Source organism: Terriglobales bacterium (assembly GCA_035454605.1).
Classification (GTDB): Bacteria; Acidobacteriota; Terriglobia; order Terriglobales; family Acidobacteriaceae; genus DATMAB01.
In genome coordinates this window covers 1-17,753 of record DATIGQ010000121.1, presented here as the reverse complement: position 1 = coordinate 17,753, position 17,753 = coordinate 1, and the positions used below count along the sequence as shown (strand labels likewise).

17 protein-coding genes are annotated in these 17,753 nt (G+C 64.0%); 7 read left to right on the top strand and 10 right to left on the bottom strand.

Going from position 1 to position 17,753, the window contains the following annotated elements; genetic code table 11:
• Positions 1 to 112 precede the first annotated feature (112 nt).
• The 4 genes from VLE48_08410 to VLE48_08395 all read left to right on the top strand — a co-directional run bounded on the left by VLE48_08410 (position 113) and on the right by VLE48_08395 (position 4,433).
• Positions 113 to 1,207 carry a PIN domain-containing protein gene (locus VLE48_08410; protein HSA93019.1) on the top strand — a complete coding sequence of 365 codons (1,095 nt, stop codon included), beginning with the start codon at positions 113 to 115 and terminating at the stop codon, positions 1,205 to 1,207.
• 114 nt (positions 1,208 to 1,321) lie between these two features.
• Positions 1,322 to 2,044, top strand: coding sequence for a 2-C-methyl-D-erythritol 4-phosphate cytidylyltransferase (ispD, locus tag VLE48_08405; protein HSA93018.1), 723 nt, complete (start codon positions 1,322 to 1,324; stop codon positions 2,042 to 2,044).
• Between the two features lie 9 nt (positions 2,045 to 2,053).
• Positions 2,054 to 2,533 (top strand): 2-C-methyl-D-erythritol 2,4-cyclodiphosphate synthase, encoded by a 480-nt coding sequence (gene ispF, locus VLE48_08400; protein ID HSA93017.1) that lies wholly within the window; start codon positions 2,054 to 2,056, stop codon positions 2,531 to 2,533.
• A 61-nt stretch (positions 2,534 to 2,594) separates the two neighbouring features.
• Complete coding sequence (locus tag VLE48_08395) at positions 2,595 to 4,433, top strand: M14 family metallopeptidase (protein HSA93016.1); 1,839 nt, start codon at positions 2,595 to 2,597, stop codon at positions 4,431 to 4,433.
• Between the two features lie 6 nt (positions 4,434 to 4,439).
• On the opposite strand, the gene VLE48_08390 is transcribed toward VLE48_08395, so the two are convergent.
• Positions 4,440 to 7,286, bottom strand: a complete 2,847-nt coding sequence (locus VLE48_08390) for a diguanylate cyclase (GenBank protein ID HSA93015.1) — start codon at positions 7,284 to 7,286, stop codon at positions 4,440 to 4,442.
• Positions 7,287 to 7,525: 239 nt separating this feature from the next.
• Between VLE48_08390 and VLE48_08385 the strand changes: the two genes are divergently transcribed.
• On the top strand, positions 7,526 to 9,253 hold the full coding sequence (locus tag VLE48_08385) for a glutamine--tRNA ligase/YqeY domain fusion protein (protein ID HSA93014.1): 1,728 nt from the start codon (positions 7,526 to 7,528) through the stop codon (positions 9,251 to 9,253).
• Between the two features lie 63 nt (positions 9,254 to 9,316).
• On the top strand, positions 9,317 to 9,703 hold the full coding sequence (locus tag VLE48_08380) for a hypothetical protein (GenBank protein HSA93013.1): 387 nt from the start codon (positions 9,317 to 9,319) through the stop codon (positions 9,701 to 9,703).
• 1 nt (position 9,704) lies between these two features.
• Here VLE48_08380 and VLE48_08375 read toward each other — a convergent pair whose 3' ends face one another.
• The 9 genes from VLE48_08375 to VLE48_08335 form a co-directional block, all read right to left on the bottom strand.
• Positions 9,705 to 10,232 carry a protein-disulfide reductase DsbD domain-containing protein gene (locus VLE48_08375; GenBank protein HSA93012.1) on the bottom strand — a complete coding sequence of 176 codons (528 nt, stop codon included), beginning with the start codon at positions 10,230 to 10,232 and terminating at the stop codon, positions 9,705 to 9,707.
• 71 nt (positions 10,233 to 10,303) lie between these two features.
• Entirely contained in the window at positions 10,304 to 10,897 is a 594-nt protein-coding gene (locus VLE48_08370) for a redoxin domain-containing protein (protein HSA93011.1), read from the bottom strand.
• The gene (locus tag VLE48_08365) at positions 10,894 to 11,631 is read right to left on the bottom strand and encodes a cytochrome c biogenesis protein CcdA (protein ID HSA93010.1); all 738 of its coding nucleotides are present in this window, start codon (positions 11,629 to 11,631) and stop codon (positions 10,894 to 10,896) included. Before VLE48_08365 ends, VLE48_08370 begins: the two co-directional genes overlap by 4 nt.
• A gap of 82 nt (positions 11,632 to 11,713) precedes the next feature.
• Positions 11,714 to 12,124 carry a DUF3592 domain-containing protein gene (locus tag VLE48_08360; GenBank protein ID HSA93009.1) on the bottom strand — a complete coding sequence of 137 codons (411 nt, stop codon included), beginning with the start codon at positions 12,122 to 12,124 and terminating at the stop codon, positions 11,714 to 11,716.
• A gap of 73 nt (positions 12,125 to 12,197) precedes the next feature.
• A complete protein-coding gene (fsa, locus tag VLE48_08355; GenBank protein ID HSA93008.1) occupies positions 12,198 to 12,842 on the bottom strand; it encodes a fructose-6-phosphate aldolase in 645 nt (214 codons plus the stop codon).
• An 18-nt stretch (positions 12,843 to 12,860) separates the two neighbouring features.
• Positions 12,861 to 13,652 carry a fumarylacetoacetate hydrolase family protein gene (locus VLE48_08350; protein HSA93007.1) on the bottom strand — a complete coding sequence of 264 codons (792 nt, stop codon included), beginning with the start codon at positions 13,650 to 13,652 and terminating at the stop codon, positions 12,861 to 12,863.
• A gap of 11 nt (positions 13,653 to 13,663) precedes the next feature.
• The gene (locus VLE48_08345; protein ID HSA93006.1) at positions 13,664 to 14,761 is read right to left on the bottom strand and encodes a hypothetical protein; all 1,098 of its coding nucleotides are present in this window, start codon (positions 14,759 to 14,761) and stop codon (positions 13,664 to 13,666) included.
• A gap of 93 nt (positions 14,762 to 14,854) precedes the next feature.
• On the bottom strand, positions 14,855 to 15,919 hold the full coding sequence (locus VLE48_08340; protein ID HSA93005.1) for a SurA N-terminal domain-containing protein: 1,065 nt from the start codon (positions 15,917 to 15,919) through the stop codon (positions 14,855 to 14,857).
• A 79-nt stretch (positions 15,920 to 15,998) separates the two neighbouring features.
• The gene (locus VLE48_08335; GenBank protein HSA93004.1) at positions 15,999 to 16,946 is read right to left on the bottom strand and encodes a thioredoxin domain-containing protein; all 948 of its coding nucleotides are present in this window, start codon (positions 16,944 to 16,946) and stop codon (positions 15,999 to 16,001) included.
• 159 nt (positions 16,947 to 17,105) lie between these two features.
• On the opposite strand from VLE48_08335, the gene VLE48_08330 reads away from it, so the two are divergent.
• Positions 17,106 to 17,753: amidohydrolase family protein (locus VLE48_08330; protein HSA93003.1), on the top strand; the 648-nt coding region annotated here is incomplete at its 3' end.

The following is a 17,753-nucleotide window of genomic DNA, read 5'->3' as shown; positions in this document are numbered from 1 at the left end:
TTCATAGGCTCCGCGCTTAACTGTAAGACACACGGGACCGTGTGGTAGGTGCCGCTGCCGGGCGAGCTTCCTGAGTCCGGACCGGACGGCATTTTAGGAAGGAGGTCCCGACATGGATTTGGTCCTTATCCGCCTGATTTTTATCGTGGCGGTCGCGGCGGCTTCGTGGGCCCTGAAGCCCTTCGGGCTGCCCCACGGCTTTTCGCTTGTCTTGGGCGTCGCTCTCGGCCTGGGCGTCATCCTGTTTGAAGTACGCCTGCGGGTGGTCAGCCTGCGCCGGCTGATCGGAGCGGCCATCGGCAGCATCCTGGGCATCTTCGGCGCCTACCTGTTCAGCCTGGTCATCCGCAACAGCATTGCCCCCGGTTCCACCCAAAGCTTCCTGCAGCTTATCGTCGTCCTGCTCATGGCCTACGTAGGCCTGATTGTGGGAGCCAACAAGGGAGACCTGCTGAATCTGAACGCCCTGGGGGGCGTTTTTGGGGGTGAGAAACAGGGCAAGAAGAGCTACAAGATCCTGGACACCAGCGTCATTATCGACGGCCGTATCGCCGACATCGCCGAGACCGGCTTCCTGGACGGCGTCATCATGCTGCCGCGCTTCGTGCTGCGCGAGTTGCAGTTGGTGGCGGACTCGGCCGACTCGCTCAAGCGCAACCGGGGCCGCCGCGGGCTGGACATCCTGCAGCGCATCCAGAAGATCGCCTCGCTCGACGTGCAGATCGTGGACGACGACTTCCCTACGGTCCGTGAAGTGGATCTGAAGCTGATCGAACTGGCCAAGGTCTACGAGGCCAAGATCGTCACCAACGACTTCAACCTCAACAAGGTCGCTCAGCTTCAAGGTGTCCCGGTGCTCAACATCAACGAGCTCGCCAACGCCCTCAAGCCCATTGTCCTGCCGGGTGAGACCATGAAGGTTTTCATCCTGAAGGAAGGCAAGGAGTACAACCAGGGCGTGGCCTACCTCGACGACGGCACCATGGTGGTGGTGGATAACGCTCGCCGCATGATCGGCAAGAACGTGGAGATCTCGGTGACTTCGGTACTCCAGACCACCGCCGGCAAGATGATCTTCGGCAAGCTCACCGACTCCACCGCGGCCATCCGCCCGGCCGAGGTCCGCTCGGTTGAACCGCGTACGCAAGCCCAGGAATCGCGGCGCCCCCAGCCCATCGTGGTCGAGCGCCCGCCGGTGGAAACCTAACAGCAGTGGCTGGTTGTTAGTGGCCAGTGGCTGTTGAAGCAGGCGTCTGCTACCCATCCGTGATTTTCAAACTAGCTACTGACCACAAGCCACTGGTTTATACTTTCCGCCCCGATGAAGGTCTTCGTCATTATCCCGGCGGCCGGCTTGGGCACGCGCATGGCGCCGGTGGCGGGTGCTCCCAAGCAGTTCACCGAAATCGCCGGCGTGCCCATCCTCATCCACACCCTTCGCAAGTTCGCCGCCATTCCGGAAGTCTCTGAAATCTATTTGGCTCTGCGTTCACCCGACGGTGAGCGCTTTCGTCCACGTCTGGAGCAGGAGCAGCCGGCACGCCCGGTACATCTGGTCGAGGGCGGGGAGAACCGGCAGCAGTCGGTGGCGAATGCCTTGGCAAAGTTGCAGGAGCGATCCCAGCCCGCTCCCGACGACATTGTGCTGGTCCACGACGCCGTGCGTCCTCTGGTGGACGTCGAAACCATCCACCATGTGATTGCCGCCGCCGCCAAGCATGGCGCGGCCATCGCCGGAGTTCCGGCGGTGGATACCGTCAAGCAGGTGGACCGCACCGCCGACGGCGCCATCGTCATCACCACTCTCCCGCGTGAGCGCGTGGTGATGGCCCAAACCCCGCAGGGCTTCCGCTACGAGGTGGTGAAGAAGGCGTTCGAGGACGCCCAGGCCGACGGCTTTACCGGCACGGATGAAGCTTCCCTGGTAGAGCGCTCCGGGCATGAGGTGGCGGTGGTGATGGGATCGGCTCGCAATCTGAAGATCACCAGCCCGGCGGATTTGGAACTGGCCGAGTTTTACCTGGGCCAGGAAAAGAACGATTGACGAGAAACCATGCGAATCGGCTATGGCTTTGACTCCCACAGTTTTCGTCGTGGTATCCCGCTGAAGCTGGGCGGGGTGACCTTGCCGCATGCACGCGGCTTAGCCGGGCATTCCGACGGCGACGTCCTGCTACACGCCCTCACCGACGCCTTGCTGGGCGCGGTGGCCGCGGGCGACATCGGTTCCTTTTTCCCGCCCTCGGAGAAAAAATGGAAGGGCGCCGATTCGGTCATCTTCATCCGCGAGGCCCTGAAGCAGGTAGCGCGCGCCGGCTATCGCGTCGCCAACGTGGATTCGACCTTGGTGCTGGCGGAGCCCAAGATCGGCCCGCACGCCACCCGGATCCGCAAGCAGGTGGCGGAACTCCTGGGCCTTCCCGTTTCCGCGGTCGGTCTCAAGGCGAAAACGCCCGAGGGACTGGGCCTGCGCAATACCGCGGTGGCGCACGTGGTGGTCTTGCTCACCCGTCATTCGCGGCGACGGCGTTGACCGCGTGATTCCGACGGTCTCTCAAGAGAAATTCGCGTCCTTCAAGGAGCTGACTGCATCCATGTTCTTCATGCGCATCCTGCTTGCCGTTTTCCTGGTGACAGCGGCCGCCCTTGCTCAACCGGAACCAGCCGCGGACTGGCGCACACCCGCCGAAAAGAGCGCCTACCGCACTACCCCGCGCTACGACGAAACCATGGCCTATGTGCGGCGCCTGGCAGCCGCTGCCTCGGGCCAGGTGCGGACCGAGGTCTTCGGGCGCACCGGTGAAGGCCGCGAGCTGGTGGCCGTAGTCGTCAGTCGCGACGGCGTATTCGATCCTGAGGCGCTTCACCGCGCAGGACGCCCCATCGTGCTGCTGCAGAACGCCATCCACGCCGGAGAAATGGACGGCAAGGACGCGTGCCTTGCGCTGCTGCGCGACATTCTCATCACACGCGAGAAGGCTGCTCTCATCGAGCGCGCGGTCCTGGTCGTCGTTCCTATCTACAACGCGGACGGGCACGAGCGCTTCGGTCCCTACAACCGCATCAACCAGAATGGACCGGAAGCGATGGGCTGGCGCACGAACGCAAGCAATCTCAACCTCAACCGCGACTACATGAAGGCGGATACGCCCGAGACGCAAGCCTTCCTCGATTTGTGGAACCGCTTCCTGCCGGACTTCTTCGTGGACAACCACGTGACTGACGGCCTGGACCACCAGTACGACACCACCTACGCGCTCGAGGCCGGCCCCAATGTCTTTCCCGCGTTGGCCGACTGGCAGAAAAACGTGCTGGCGCCATATCTGTTGAAGTCGGTCGGTGCCAGCGGTCACAAGATCAGCCCCTATGGCGAGTTCATCGACCCCGCTGATCCCGCCCAGGGCATGTACCAGGGAGAGAATCTTCCCCGTTATTCCACGGGCTATGCCGTGCTGCAGAACCGTCCCGGATTGCTGGTGGAGATGCACATGCTCAAGGACTATCCGGCACGGGTCACAGGCAATTACGAGATCATGCGTGCGCTGCTGGAGGTCATCAATCGTGATGCCGATCTGCTTACGACGGCCAACCGCGACGCCGATGCCGCCACCATCGCTGTGGGCAAAACCTACGACCCGAGAGCCCGCTTCCCCCTGCGCCTGGAGCTGACCGACCAAGCCGAACCGTTCTTCTTCCGCGGTTACCACATCCGCCGCACGGCCAGCGAAATCTCCGGCGCGCCGCGCGTGGAGTACACGCGCGAACCTATGGAACTCGAGATTCCCTACCGCTCCACCTTCCGGGTGAGGCTGGCGGTCGTTCCACCCGTCGCGTACATCATTCCGCCGCAGTGGAAAGACGTGATTCGCGTTCTCGAGGCGCACGGCTTGCGGCTCAAGCAGACCACCGAACCTTGGACGGATGAGGTAGAAACCTACCGTTGCCAGAATCCGAAGTGGCGCAAAGAGCCTTTCGAGGGCCGCCAGGTCCTGTTTCGGCCCGGAATCGCCGACCAGCCCGGAAGCGGCGACCAGCCCTGGGTCACCTGCCGCGCTGTCCACGAGGAGCTGACCTTTCCCGCCGGTTCCGCGGTCGTTCTGTTGGACCAGCGGGCTGCCAAGGTAGCCATTCATTTCCTGGAGCCGCAGGCGCCCGACTCCGCCGTAGCCTGGGGCTTCTTCAACGCCATCTTCGAGCAGAAGGAGTACGCCGAGGACTACGTCATGGAAAAGATGGCGCGCGACATGCTCGAGAAGGACGCCAAGCTGCGCGAGGAGTTCGAACGACGTCTGGCCAGCGACAAAGCTTTCGCGGCCAGTCCCTCAGCCCGCCTGGACTTCTTTTTCCAGCGCTCACCCTACCGCGACCAACGCCTGGGGCTCTATCCGGTGGGAAGGCTGACTTCGCTCGAGGGCGTCCCGCTGGCGCGTTGAGTGAGGCTAGCGTCCTTTGCGAGCCGGTGCGTCGGCCTTGGTCTTGAGGTGGTGAACCAGCAGGCGCACCAGCATGCCGTCGAACTGTGTGCCGCTGAGCGATTCCATCTCCGCAATCGCTTCTTGCTGGCTGCGCACTTGGGCGTACGGCCGCTCCGTGGTCATGAGGGCGTAGGCTTCCGCTACCCCGATGATGCGTGCGCCCAGGGGAATTTCTTCACCCTTGAGCCCGTCAGGGTAGCCGCTGCCATCGAAGCGCTCGTGATGATGGCGTACGAAGCGCACCACGCGCATGGCGCCGGGGACCAGCTCCAACAGTTGTGAGCCCAGCCGTACATGCTCCTTCACCACGCTGTATTCGCTCTCGTTGAGCAGGTCGGGCTTGTTCAGGAAGCGTTCGGGGATGACGATCTTGCCCACGTCGTGGACGCGCGCCGCATAGACCAGGTCCGCCAGGTCTTCCGGCTTGAGCATGAGCTCGCGGCCGATAGCCTCTGCGATCCTCGCCACCGATTCGCCGTGACCGGAAGCGGCAATCTCGCGCGACTCGGCCGCGCGCGTGAGGGTGCGCAGGGCATTCATCAGCACCTCGGCGCGGTCGCCCTCGCTGGCCTCGGCGCTCAGCTGACGCAGTGTGCTCACCAGTTCCTCGGCCGCGCTTGGCCCCGTGTGCTCGCGCTGCAAAAAGCCTTCCACGTAGCTGGAGATAAGCTGCTGGTGCGGCTGCAGCCCGCCTTCGGCGAACTCGCCGGCGATGGAAACATGGTTGCCGCCCTTGCGTTTGGAGACGTACATGCCCGCGTCTGCTACACGCACCACGTCCTCGACCGTGGCGCCGTGCAGCGGGAAGGTAGCCACGCCGAAGCTCCCGGTGATGTGCCGCTCGTTCAGCATGGGATCGGTCGCGATCCACAACCGCAGGCGCTCGGAAAGGATCTGCGCCTGTTCCATGCCGGTTTCTGGCATCAGGATGATGAACTCGTCGCCGCCGTAGCGGGCCACCACGTTCGACTGCCGCACCTTCTGCTCCAGCAGGCGCCCGATCCGCGCCAGCACCAGGTCGCCTTCCAGGTGACCCATGGAGTCGTTCACTTCCTTGAACTTGTCCAGATCGATCAGCACCACGGAGAACGGACGCCCGGTGCGCGAAGCGCGCTTCCACTCCGCCTGCAGGGCTTCCAGGAAAAAGCGCCGCGTCTTGATTCCCGTCAGGCCGTCGGTGATCGACTGCTGCTGCATCTTCTGGAAGACGAAGGCGTTGTGCAGCGCCGTAGCCAGCAGGTCGGCGAGCGTGCGCAGGATCAGGACCTCCTGTTCGCTGAAGGCGTTCTCCCGGCGGCTCTCCACGTTCAGCACGCCCAGCATGGTCTCGCTATAGGCGATGGGGACGCAGAGCACCGACTTCGATTCCGGCAGGATGCCCAGCAGGTGGCTCTCGCCGGTGTTCTGCACCAGCACCATTTCCGAAGTGCGCGCCGCGCGGCCCAGGATGCCCACGCCCAGCGGCACACGCTTGCCCAGCGCCTGCGCCGTCGAGCCTGCCTCGGCCTTGATCTCGATGTCTTTGGTGGCGTAGTCCAGCAGGCCGATGCCGATGTGGTCGTAGTGGAAGTTCTTCTGGATCTCGCCCACGATCTCCGCCATCATCTGGTCCGCGTCCTGGCTCGAAATCGCGGTCTTGGAGATGTTGTTCAGGAAGCCCAGGTAGCGTGAGCGCCGCTGCTCCTCGGCGAACATGCGCGCGTTCTCAATGGCTACGGCCACATATCCGGAGGCCGTGGTCATCACGTCCAGGTCGCGCTGCCCGTACACGTACTCCTTCGCATAGTGCATGGTGGCCATCGCGCCCACCGGCCGCCCGTACATGAGGATGGGAACGCCGCAGTAGGATTTCGCCGGGCGCAGGCTGCTTTCCAGCCCCAGGCGCGTGCGCGCCGCTTCCATGTCCGCTTCCACCAGCAGCGGCCGCCCCGTACGCACGATGTACTCCGTCAGCCCGTTGCTCGCCTTGGTGGAGCGCTTGGGCCGGATCTCGCCTTCTTCCACCTCCAGCTCGAAACGGATCTGGTCGCCGAACTGGAACGCCACATAGAAGGTAGAGGTGTCGAACAAACGACCCAGCTCGCGCTGCACCGCCAGCAGTACTTCATCGGGATCCAGGCGCGAACTCACCACCTGCCCGATCTGCGTCATCAGCTCGAACTCACGCGTGCGCCGCTGGGCGTCGTGCATGAAGACGTAATTTTCCAGCGTGAGGGCGATCTGCATGGCCACGCCCTTGAGCAGCCGCGTCTGCTCCTGGGTAAAGGTCTGGCCGCGCGGGTGCCCGAACACCAGGAGCCCGAACTCGCGTTCGTGGGTCTGCAGGCGGACCGCGGTCACCGACCACACCTTGTCCGGTTGGAAGGCACTCCAGGCCGCGGCGGCGCGCTCCGGGTCGCCGCGGGCTTCTGTCTGCAAATCGAGCGTGGAGTAGATCCCGCCGCGCGCGCGAGCCAACTGCGCCAGCGCCGCGAGGCCACCGTACCGCTCCCCACGCTCCAGGAACTCCTTGGTGAATCCGCGCTGCACCGAAGGCAGCGTGCTGCGCAGCGGGCCTTCCATGGAGATGGCGATACTCTCCACCTTGAGCAGCGCCGCCAACCGGTCCAGGAACTTCTTCAGGCTGGGAACCAGGTCGGTGGCGTCCATCATCCGCCGGGGATCGACATCCAGGCTGGAAAAGGCCAGCAGATTCTCGTGAATCTGCCCATGCAGCCGGGTGGTGCGCCACCGGAGGTAGAGGGAGAAGAAAGCGAGCAGCAGCGCAGCGACGGCTGCTTCCGCCAAAGTCCGGATCAGGTTGATGTCCACCCAGTGTCCCAACGCGTCTGGCGCCGCATCTCGCCGGGGGAAGGCAAGGACGCGCGAACCGGCCTTGATGCGGCTCGGTTTGTCTGCACTATAGGGCCTAACCTGACCACCGTCAATGTGTTCCCAGGTTACCAAGGTACCCGCTTCCGCGGCTCCGGCTCCTCTGACAAAGGCCTTCCAGCCTGCAGAAAGCAAGCCACTTGCTAAGATGGAAGTGGACGTTGCCAGGGTCAGGCTTCATGAACAACCCCAATCCTCCGGTTGCAGCCGGCGACAGCGCCTCCGCGGAGGTACGCTCCTCAAACTTCATCCGCGACATCATGGTGGAGGATCTGAAGACCCGGAAATTCGGCGACGCCGTCGTACAGACCCGTTTCCCTCCCGAGCCCAACGGATATCTGCACATCGGGCACGCCAAGGCTATCTACCTCGACTTTTCGCTGGCCAAGGAATTCGGCGGCCGCACCAACCTGCGCTTCGACGACACCAACCCGGAAAAGGAAGAAACCGAGTACGTCGAATCCATCCAGGCGGACGTGCGCTGGCTGGGCTACCAGTGGGACGGTCTTTTCTACGCCTCCGACTACTTCGACCAGCTCTACCAGTGGGCGGTGCAGCTCATCAAGGCCGGCAAAGCGTACGTGGACGACCTGACGGCGGATGAGGTGCGCCAGCACCGCGGCACACTCACCGAACCCGGACGTCAGAGTCCTTTTCGCAATCGCTCTATCGAAGAGAACCTCGATCTGTTCGAACGCATGCGCAAGGGCGAGTTCCCCAACGGCGCCCGAACTCTGCGCGCCAAGATCGACATGGCTTCACCTAACCTGAACCTGCGCGATCCCGTGATGTACCGCATCGTCCATGCCGAGCACCACCGCACCGGCGACAAGTGGTGCATCTATCCCACTTATGACTACGCGCACGGCCAGTCCGATTCCATCGAGCGCGTCACCCACTCCATGTGCACGCTGGAATTCGCCGACCACCAGCCGCTCTACCGATGGTTCATCGAGAACCTGGGCATCTTCCCCTCGCAGCAGATCGAGTTCGACCGGCTCAATCTCACCTCCACGGTGTTGAGCAAGCGCCGGCTGCTGCAACTGGTGCAGGAGGGCCATGTCAGCGGCTGGGACGACCCCCGCATGCCCACGCTCTCCGGGCTCAGGCGGCGCGGCTACCCGCCGGAAGCGATTCGCGATTTTTGCGCCGCCATCGGCGTGTCGCGGACCAACGGAACCACCGATTACGCCATGCTCGAACACTTTGTCCGCAAGGAACTGAACGCGCGCGCCCCGCGGGTGATGGCCGTGCTCCGGCCCTTGAAGCTCGTGATCGAGAACTATCCCGAAGGCCAAGTGGAAGAAGTCGAGGCGGTCAACAACCCGGAAGATTCCGCCGCCGGTACCCGAAGAGTTCCCTTTTCACGCGAGTTGTACATCGAACAGGACGACTTTCGCGAAGATCCGCCGAAGGGTTATCACCGGCTGGCTCCCGGCCGTGAGGTTCGGCTGCGCTACGGCTACTTCGTCACCTGTACCAACGTGGTGAAGAACGCAAAGGGCGAAGCGGTCGAGGTGCGCTGCACCTACGATCCTGCCACGCGGGGTGGGAACGCGCCGGACGGTCGCAAGGTTAAGGCCACCATTCACTGGGTGTCGGCGGCGCACGCCATCGAAGCGGAAGTACGCCTTTACGACAAGCTGTTCACCAAGCCGGACCCGAACCAAGTGGAAGAGGGCAAGGAGTTCACGTCGAACCTGGAGCCGAACTCTCTGCAAATCCTCGCCGGCTGCAAGCTCGAGCCCTCGCTGGCCGGGGCGGCCGTGAGCTCACGCTACCAGTTCGAGCGTCTGGGGTACTTTTGCGTCGATTCCGATTCCGCGCCTGGAAAGCCGGTGTTCAACCGCACGGTAGCGCTCAAGGACACCTGGGCAAAGGCCCAGAAGGGCGCTGCCGATCGCTAGCCCCGCGCAGGGCTGGCGCGAAGAGTTCAGCAGTTCCGCACTACAATGCGGCAGGGGGTCATCATGGGACGGGCGCTGGGATTCGTCGGAATCTTGATCGTGGTAGGCGTCGGCTTCTACATCTTCACGCGTCAGGCGCAGAACGTCGCCCCGGCGGAAGGAGGCAGCCCACGTGCCACCATCGACTTGGCGGGGGTAAAGAACGATCTGGTGGCGCTGGCCAACGCGGAGCGACGCCATTTTGCCACCGAGGGCAAGTACGTCTCCATCGACGAACTGCGCAGTGCGGGAGATATCTCCATGGCCACCAACCGCCGCGGCCCTTACGAATACACGGCCGAGGTCTCCGACTCGAGTTTCCGTATCGTGGCCACACACACCGGGCCGCCCGAACCGGGCGTGCCCCGCAGCATGAGTATCGACGACACGATGCAGATTCGGACGGAGTGAGCTACTTCTTCACGATCAAGTCAAAGGCCACGGGAACTTTCTTCGGCGGGAAGCAGGCCCGGTCATTGCACGCCTGGTAGCGCAGGTCACCCGCGACCCTGTGCGTGCCCGTCGCGGCAGTGCGCGCCGCCTTCACGTGAATGTTGAGGACGAATTCGCCCGTGTACACATTCAGCTTTTCCTTGGGCGCGAATTCAAAACTCAGGTCTTCTCCCTTGGGATAGGTGATTTCGAAGCTCACCTCGGGCGCCGGCGGCTTGAGCGTCAGCACGGTGGGGATCAGCAACTCCGAGCGCGGCAGGTTGGAGTTGACGTGGAAGCCCTTGGTCAACGTGAAGCGGATGGGCACCTGCGCGGACTTCCCCGCAGCCACGGTGACCGGCGCTACCGGAGTGACGTGGACGGTGGGCGCAGAGGGAGGATTCCATTGCGCGGCCAAGGGCAGCGTGAGCAGCGCCATGAACAGAAGACCGCGAGCTAGTTTCGCCACCACGGCTTCCCGATCGTCATGCGGAGCGAAGCGAATCATCCCTGCACCTATCCGCGTTGCCGAGATCGAGATTCCTTGCCTTGCTCGGAATGATTGAAACAAGGCGCTCATCAATGTCCCTCATGTTTCTCTTCGTGCTCGTGAGCCGGTTCGGCCGCGGCCACGGTGCCGAGTGACTTCTTGATGTTGCCTTCGATCTCGCTGTGGCTCACCAGGCCGAACACGCGGTCCACGATCTTGCCCTCCCGGTCCACGTAGAAGGTGGCGGGCAGGAACTGCACGCCGCCGTACGCTTCGCCCACTTCTTCGGTGCCATGGAGAATGGTGTAGTCGGCGCCCACCTCCTTGACGAACGGCAGCACTTTCTCGCGCTCGTCGTCCATGGAGATGCCGATCACTTCCAGCCCCTGCGGCCCGTATTGTTTCTGCAGTTCAGCCAGCCACGGCATCTCGACCTTGCAAGGCCCGCACCACGTGGCCCAGAAGTTCAGCACTACCGCCTTGCCGCGCAGATCGGCCAGGCGCACGGTGCGACCGTCCACCGATTGCAGCGTAAAGTCCGGCGCCAGCGAGCCTTGTGGATTGCCGCGCAGCTTGCCGGCCACCGTAGGAGCGCCGTGCGGGGCCGCCATGCGGCTGCCGGCGTACAGCATCAGAGCCACGGCTACGGTCACCACGGAAAGCACGATTGCGTTTCGCTTCATATGATCTCGATGACCCGCTTGAATATCGGAATCTCGCTCAGCCAGCTGTTGATCAGCGTGAACTTGTTCAGCCCGATCAGCACGCCAAAGAATATCAGCAGCACTCCCGTCGAAACTTCCAGCACGTTCAGGTAGCGGCGGAAGCGAGAATAAAATTCCAGGAAGTAGTCGATGCCGAACGCGGTCAGCAGGAAGGGTACGGCCAGGCCGGCCGAGTATACGGCGAGCAGGGCTATCCCCCGCATCACGCTCTCCTGCGACGCGGCGAGAGTAAGGACGGCGCTGAGAATCGGTCCCACGCAGGGCGTCCACCCGAAGGCGAACGCAAAGCCGATGATGAAGGCCCCGATCATGGTGGGGTTGGCCTTTACCGAATGCAGGCGCTTGTCGGCATAGAGAGCCTTGATCCTGAGTATTCCCGTCAGGTGCAGGCCGAACAGAACGATGATGGCGCCGGCGATGATAGCGAGCTGGTTCTTGTACTGGTTCAGGAGCTGGCCCATGGTGGTAGCGAGCGCGCCCAGGGAGACAAAGACCACCGAGAAACCCAGTACGAACATGAGCGAGTTGCGCATCACGGAGGCCAGCACGCCGCGCTCACGGACTTTCAGTTCTTCCACACCCACCCCGGAGATCAAGGAAACATAGCCGGGAACGAGCGGCAGCACGCAGGGGGAAAGGAACGACACCAGCCCTGCCACGAACGCCGCGATGGGAAGCGGAAGACTGGACATCCTTGACTATTCTACCAAGCGGCCCGCGCGGCCTCGGGCACCGCAGGGAGCACACTGTTTAGATGCTCGTCCGGCCTTAGGGTTACCGGCTGGTAAGGCTCGAGGGCTGGTTCCGCAGCCCTGACCACCCTTCGGCGATGACGATGGAATCCCCGGGATTTTGCGGGTCGTACTTCACGGCGGCGGGCACGCCGATGCGGCACGAATGCAGGTCCAGGTACTGGCGCAGACGGGTGACGTCCTGCGAGGCCTCATAGGAGACGCCGCGCACGTCATAGCGGTAGACGAGCAACTGCAGCGCGCCCGCGGCCGACGGGACCTCGTGCGCGTCCAGGATGGTGCCATCGATGATCCGCCCGGTCGCCACCAGGCGCTCACGCCGCTCGCGTTCCCTTTGCTCGGGTGTCTTGCGGCGACGGCGCCAGGCGGTGACGGCGCCCGAAGCCGCGATGGCTATGGCCGCGGCGGTGACATAGAGGAGAGTACGATTCATGTGCCTTACGCTGTCGCGAAAGAAATGAGCTTGGGGATTTTGAAACTGACCACTGGCCACTGACCACGAGCCACTATTTCTTCGCTTTCTCCCAATCCTTAAGGAACTGCTCCAGGCCGCGGTCGGTCAGGGGATGCTTGAACATCAGGTCGAGCACCTTGAAGGGCATGGTGGCCACGTGCGCGCCGGCCAGCGCTGCCTCGACCACGTGCAGCGGATGGCGCAGCGAAGCCGCCAGCACCTGCGTGGGGTAGCCGTAGTTCTTGTAGATCTGCACCGTGGTGCGGACCACATCCATGCCGATGTGGCTGATGTCATCCAGCCGGCCGACGAAAGGACTCACGTAGGTGGCGCCGGCCTTGGCCACCAGCAGCGCCTGGTTGGGCGAAAAGCACAGCGTCAGGTTCGTGCGGATGCCTTCCTGGGAAAGGCACTTGCACGCCTTCAGTCCCTCGCGCGTGGTAGGCAGCTTGACCACCACGTTCTTGTGCCAGGTGACGTAGTCGTGCGCTTCCTTGCACATGCCCCCGGCATCGGTGGCTACCACCTCGACGTTCACCGGGCCATCCACGACGTTGCAGATCTCCAGGATGGTTTCCTTGAAGGGCTTGCCTTCCTTGGCGACGAGAGACGGGTTGGTGGTGACGCCGTCGAGGATGCCGAGGGCGGCCGCCTCGCGGATCTCGTTCAGATTCGCGGTGTCAATGAAGAATTTCATGGTTGGCTGCCCATGCCTTCACTCGTCCACTACCGTGTTGCGCAGGATTCCCACGCCCTCCACGCTCACTTCCACTACATCCCCGGACTGCATTGGACCCACGCCCGCAGGCGTGCCGGTGGCCACGAGGTCACCGGGAAGCAAGGTCATGACACGGGAGATGGCCCGGATTATAGCATCGAGGGGAAACAGGAAATCACGTGTGTTTCCCTGCTGGCGCACCTGGCCGTTCACTCGGGTTTCGACCGCGACCCCGGCCCAGGGATCCAGCCCATCGCTCACCAGCGGGCCCACGGGACAGAAGGTGTCGAAACCCTTGGCGCGCGTCCAGGGCCCGGACTTGGGCTGCAGGTCGCGGGCCGTCACGTCGTTCAGGCAAGTGTAGCCGAGGATGAATCCCCGAACATCCTCGCTTTCCGCCAGCCGCGAGCAAACCCTGCCCATCACCACCGCCAGCTCGCCTTCGTGGTCCACGCGTTGCGATTCACGCGGACGGCGGATCACGCCCCCAGGAGCCAGCAGAGAGGAGGGCGGCTTGAGGAAGAACATGGGCTCGGTCGGAATCTCATGGTCGAGTTCTTTGGCGTGCTCGCGGTAGTTGCGGCCCACGCATACGATCTTCGAGGGCTCGACCGGAGCCAGCAGTTGCGCGTACTCCAACGGCAGCGGTCGGGGCAGCGGCTGCTCCTGGATCCCTTCCGCGGGCGCGAAGGGCGACGGAATAACGGCCGTGATGCAGTCACGTCCCGCCACGGCCTCCACCCGGCCGTAGGCCGGACCGTCGGCGGATTGAAAGCGGCAGAATCTCATGGCTCGCAGCGCTATTCGGGCGCCGCCTCTTCGGTTTCCTCTGACTTCGGACTTTCGTTGCCGCGCAAGTCCACGGCGGTGACCGAGTAACGGTACGTCTTGCCGGCTTCCACCTGGTCGTCGCGGAAGGCGGGTGCCTTCACCAGCTCGGTCGTGATCCGCCGTGGCGGCAGGAACTCCCCGGCAGCGCCTGTGCCAGCCGGCGTCGGGTCACTTCGATACAGATGATAGCCCGCCAGGTCGGTCTCGGTGTTTGCCGCCCAGGTGAGGTCCACGAATCTCTGCTCGCCGCTGGCCGAAGCTACCGCCTGCAGGCCCGTGGGCGCCGCGGGCGGGAAAATATCATGAGCCACGACTTCGACCGTCGCCGAGTCCTCGCCTTCTACCTCCACTGCCGTCTCCCCCTCACGCGGCAGGACGGTCACCACGGCCAGGTGATACTGGTAGGTTTTCTCCCAATCGAAGCTGCGATCTACGATGCGCGCTTCCGGCGTCGCCGTCAGCAGGAACTCCGCGATGACGGCGTCCGCTCCGCCCGGGCTGCGACGGTAAAGGCGATAGCGGTGTCGCATTTCGGGTTCCTCGTGCTGGTGCAAATGTCCCGTCCAGGTGAGCGTGATGCCCTCGGCGCCGACCGTAGCCCGCAGGTCGCCCGGGGGCTCGAGCGTGGGCGCCAAAGGGACGCGCGCGCGGTTGGAAAGTCCGGCGCTCTGGCCGCGCGCGTTCAGGGTCTCAACCGCATAGTAGCGAAAGCCGGTCGGCGTGGCACGCTGCGTCTCGGCAGGGATGCGGTCGGTGAACTCGGCCCTGCCCGCCCCCGCCGCCCAGTGATCGGCGGTCACTTCGCCTGCAACCTCGGCGCAGGTAGTGGCTCTGGCGTCCGCGAGCCGGCACACGCGAGCCACGCCCGGCTGAGTGATCCGGGTGGCATCCGTGGTTTCCGCCGGCGGCGTCCAGGCCAGCATCACGCGGTCGCCCTTGCGCCGGGCCTCGAGGTCCTGGACAGAACGTGGAATCCCCAGCGAGGGCGGCTGGGGCGCTCCCGGCACGGCGCAAGCGGCAAGCAGCAGCAGCAGCGCCACGGCCGAGAGAGCGGAAAGCCGGTTCATGCGAGCGTTACAGGGTAGCAGGTCGGATGGCAGGTGTCAGGCCTTTGGCCGCTCGGAACCGGGGTGGGCCGTCCGGAACATCCTCGTCACGCGCTACTTCTTCTCGGCGCCGCCCAGCACTTCCTTGGCCAGGTTGTTTTCGATGCGGGCCTCGTTGCGGACCACCTCGTAATACGCGGCCTTGAGCAGTTGCTCGCGGCGCTCGCGGAGCTGGCCGCGGATGATCTCCTGCACGCGGGGATCATTGAGGTCGCGCTGTCCTGCAGGCTCTTTGGCCAGCACACGGAGGATGCGGTAACCCCACAGCTCGCGGGTGCGCGGATTCACGACCGGGATGATGCCGCTGGTCTCGCCGGGCTTCAGACGCAGAACGGCGTCGCGCGTGCTGGGCTCCTCGCCCTGCTTGAGCGCCGACTCCGGCACGAAGCCGAGGTCGCCGCCGTTGGAGGCGGTCTGCGGGTCCTCGGACCAGTTCATGGCCAGGGTGGCAAAGTCCTCGCCGCTCTCCAGGCGGTTCATGATCTCCTGGATCTTCTTGCGCGCTTCGGCCTCGCTTTGCGCCTTGGAGTTCTTCTGGTTGCGCACCTGTGGGTTGGGCACAGTGGTCACCACGATCTGTGCCAGGTGGACGCGCGGCTCGATAAGGTTGAACTCCGCCTTGTGCTCCTCGTAATAGCCGGAAACGTCGTTGTCGGAAATCGTGATCTTGGAAGAAATGTCCTTGTTGAGCACCTTCTGGATGGTGAGGTTGCGCCGCAGGTCGCGCTTCAGGTCGTCCAGCGTGAGGTTGCGGTCCTTCAGTCGCTTGTCGAACTCTTCCTGCGTGTAGGGCGCCTTGAACTCGGTGAGCTTCCCGTCCACTTCGGCATCGGTGGCCAGCAGGCCCAGTTTCTCGGCGCGCTGCATCATGATCTCCTGGTCGATAAGGTCGCGCAGGATGCTCAGCCGCAGGCTGGTAGCCTGTTCGCCCGCGGGCGGCTGGGGCGCGCCCGAGGTCTGGTTGGCGAAGTACTTGTCCACTTCGCTCCGCAGGATCTTGCGGCCGTTTACGGTGGCCGCCGTGTCGGCGGAGCTTTCCGTCTTCTTGCATCCGGCCAGGAGACTCAGGGCCAGCAGGAGGGTCAACGACGTCCAGGTACGAGCGCGATTCGGGTTCAAGAGGGTCACATCCTCCACAGGGGACTCAACCGCTGCAGGCGCGGCCGAAGCGCGGCGCCGGCGGGATAGGCGGTCCGTTTCAATTGTTCGGAGCACTGTTCGCGGGCGCGGGCGCAGCCGTGTTCTGCGCCGCCGCAGCCGGCGGCTGCTGGCCGTTCTCCAACAGGATACGATCCAGCACGGCACGCAAGTCCTTGGGCGGCACCGCTCCCGCCACCAGCTCCCCGTTTATGTACAGTTGCGGGGTCGAGTCCACGCCCAGGGCATCGCCTTCCGCGACGGAAGCGCGGATGGCGGAATCATCGGCCTTCTTGATGCAGGCCTCCAGTTGGGCGTTATCCAGCTTGTGCTTGGCGCCGTATTCCCTTGCAATCTTGTCCAGGGTGGCGAGCTGCTCCGGCAGCGGGCGATTCTCGCCGGTGACTTCCTTCTGGTTCAGGTGGATGCGGTCGGCGAAGTCCCAGTAGGCGTCGTGATTCTGCGCCGCCAGGCAATTGGCATCGATCGCAGCGCGCGTCGCCCAGGGATGGATGCTCTGCAGCGGGTAATCCTTGTAAAGGATGCGGACGCGGTCGCCGTGCGTCTTCATGACGTCCTGGAAAAGGTAGCCGTGCATGCGGGCGCAGTACGGGCACTGGAAGTCGTCGTACACCACGACCTCCACTTTGGCGTCCTTGTTGCCGCGGATGGGCCGGCCGCTGGTGTCGATCTTCTTCACGTTCTCGGCAAAGGGATCCTTGCTGACGTCGACTGTGGTCAAGCGATACAGCGTCTTTTCGTCCTTGGAGAGCAGAAAATCGTAGCTGCTGGACCGCTGATCGTCCGACAGCGTGACCGTCACCTTGTCGAAGTCGGGAAAGTCGCTGGCCTTCCGCTCCTTGACTGCGACGTTCACCGTGGCCGGAACCTTGAAGTACGCGCGCACCTGCCGCTCCACGCGCCGGTTGGTTTCGCTGGTCGCCGATTGCGCTGAGCACCCCACGCACACCAGCAGGGCGAGCGCCACCGCGGGCTTGACAATCCACATAGAAATCCGCCTGAGCATGATTTGAGCCTCTATTATCGCATGCGGGCGGCGAGAGCGTCTTGCGGACGCCGCACCGGGGTAACCGGCCCCTGATTACCGGCTTGGCAAACGCCTTCTACTGGCGTATTCCTATCGCCCTATGAAATGAGGGGGAACTCCATGCGCAGAGTGGCTTCTTTCTGGGTCGTGGTAGCGCTGTTGGCTGTGGGCGCGGCGGCGCAAACGGCCAAGGCCGGGCCGGAGCCGGTCGTGGTGATTCGCGCCGGGACGTTGATCGACGGCACCGAAGCACCGCCGCGCACGAACGTGGTCATTGTCATCCGCGGCGATCGCATCCAGGCGGTTGGGGACGCCGCGCAGGTCAAGACTCCTCCGGGGGCCGCGGTCATTGACCTCTCCTCCGCCACCGTCCTTCCCGGATTGATTGACACCCACACCCACCTTTTCCTGCAAGGCGAGATCCCCGAAGAGGGCGGCTATGACGTGCAGTTGCTCAAGCACGGCCTGGCGTTTCGGGCGGCGCGGGCCACAGTCTCCGCGCGGCGCGCGCTCGAACAGGGCTTCGCCACCATTCGCGACGTGGAAACCGAAGGCGCGGGCTACGGCGACGTGGGCATCAAGCAGGCCGTGGACCAGGAATACATCCCCGGACCGCGCATCTTCGCCTCTACGCGCGCCATCTCCTCCACCGGAGGCTACTTGCTGCGCGGTTATGCCCCGGAGATCACCGTGCCCAAGGGCGTCCAGATCATTGACGGGCCGGTGGAAGCGCGCAAGGCGGCGCGCGAGCAGCTCGACCACGGCGCC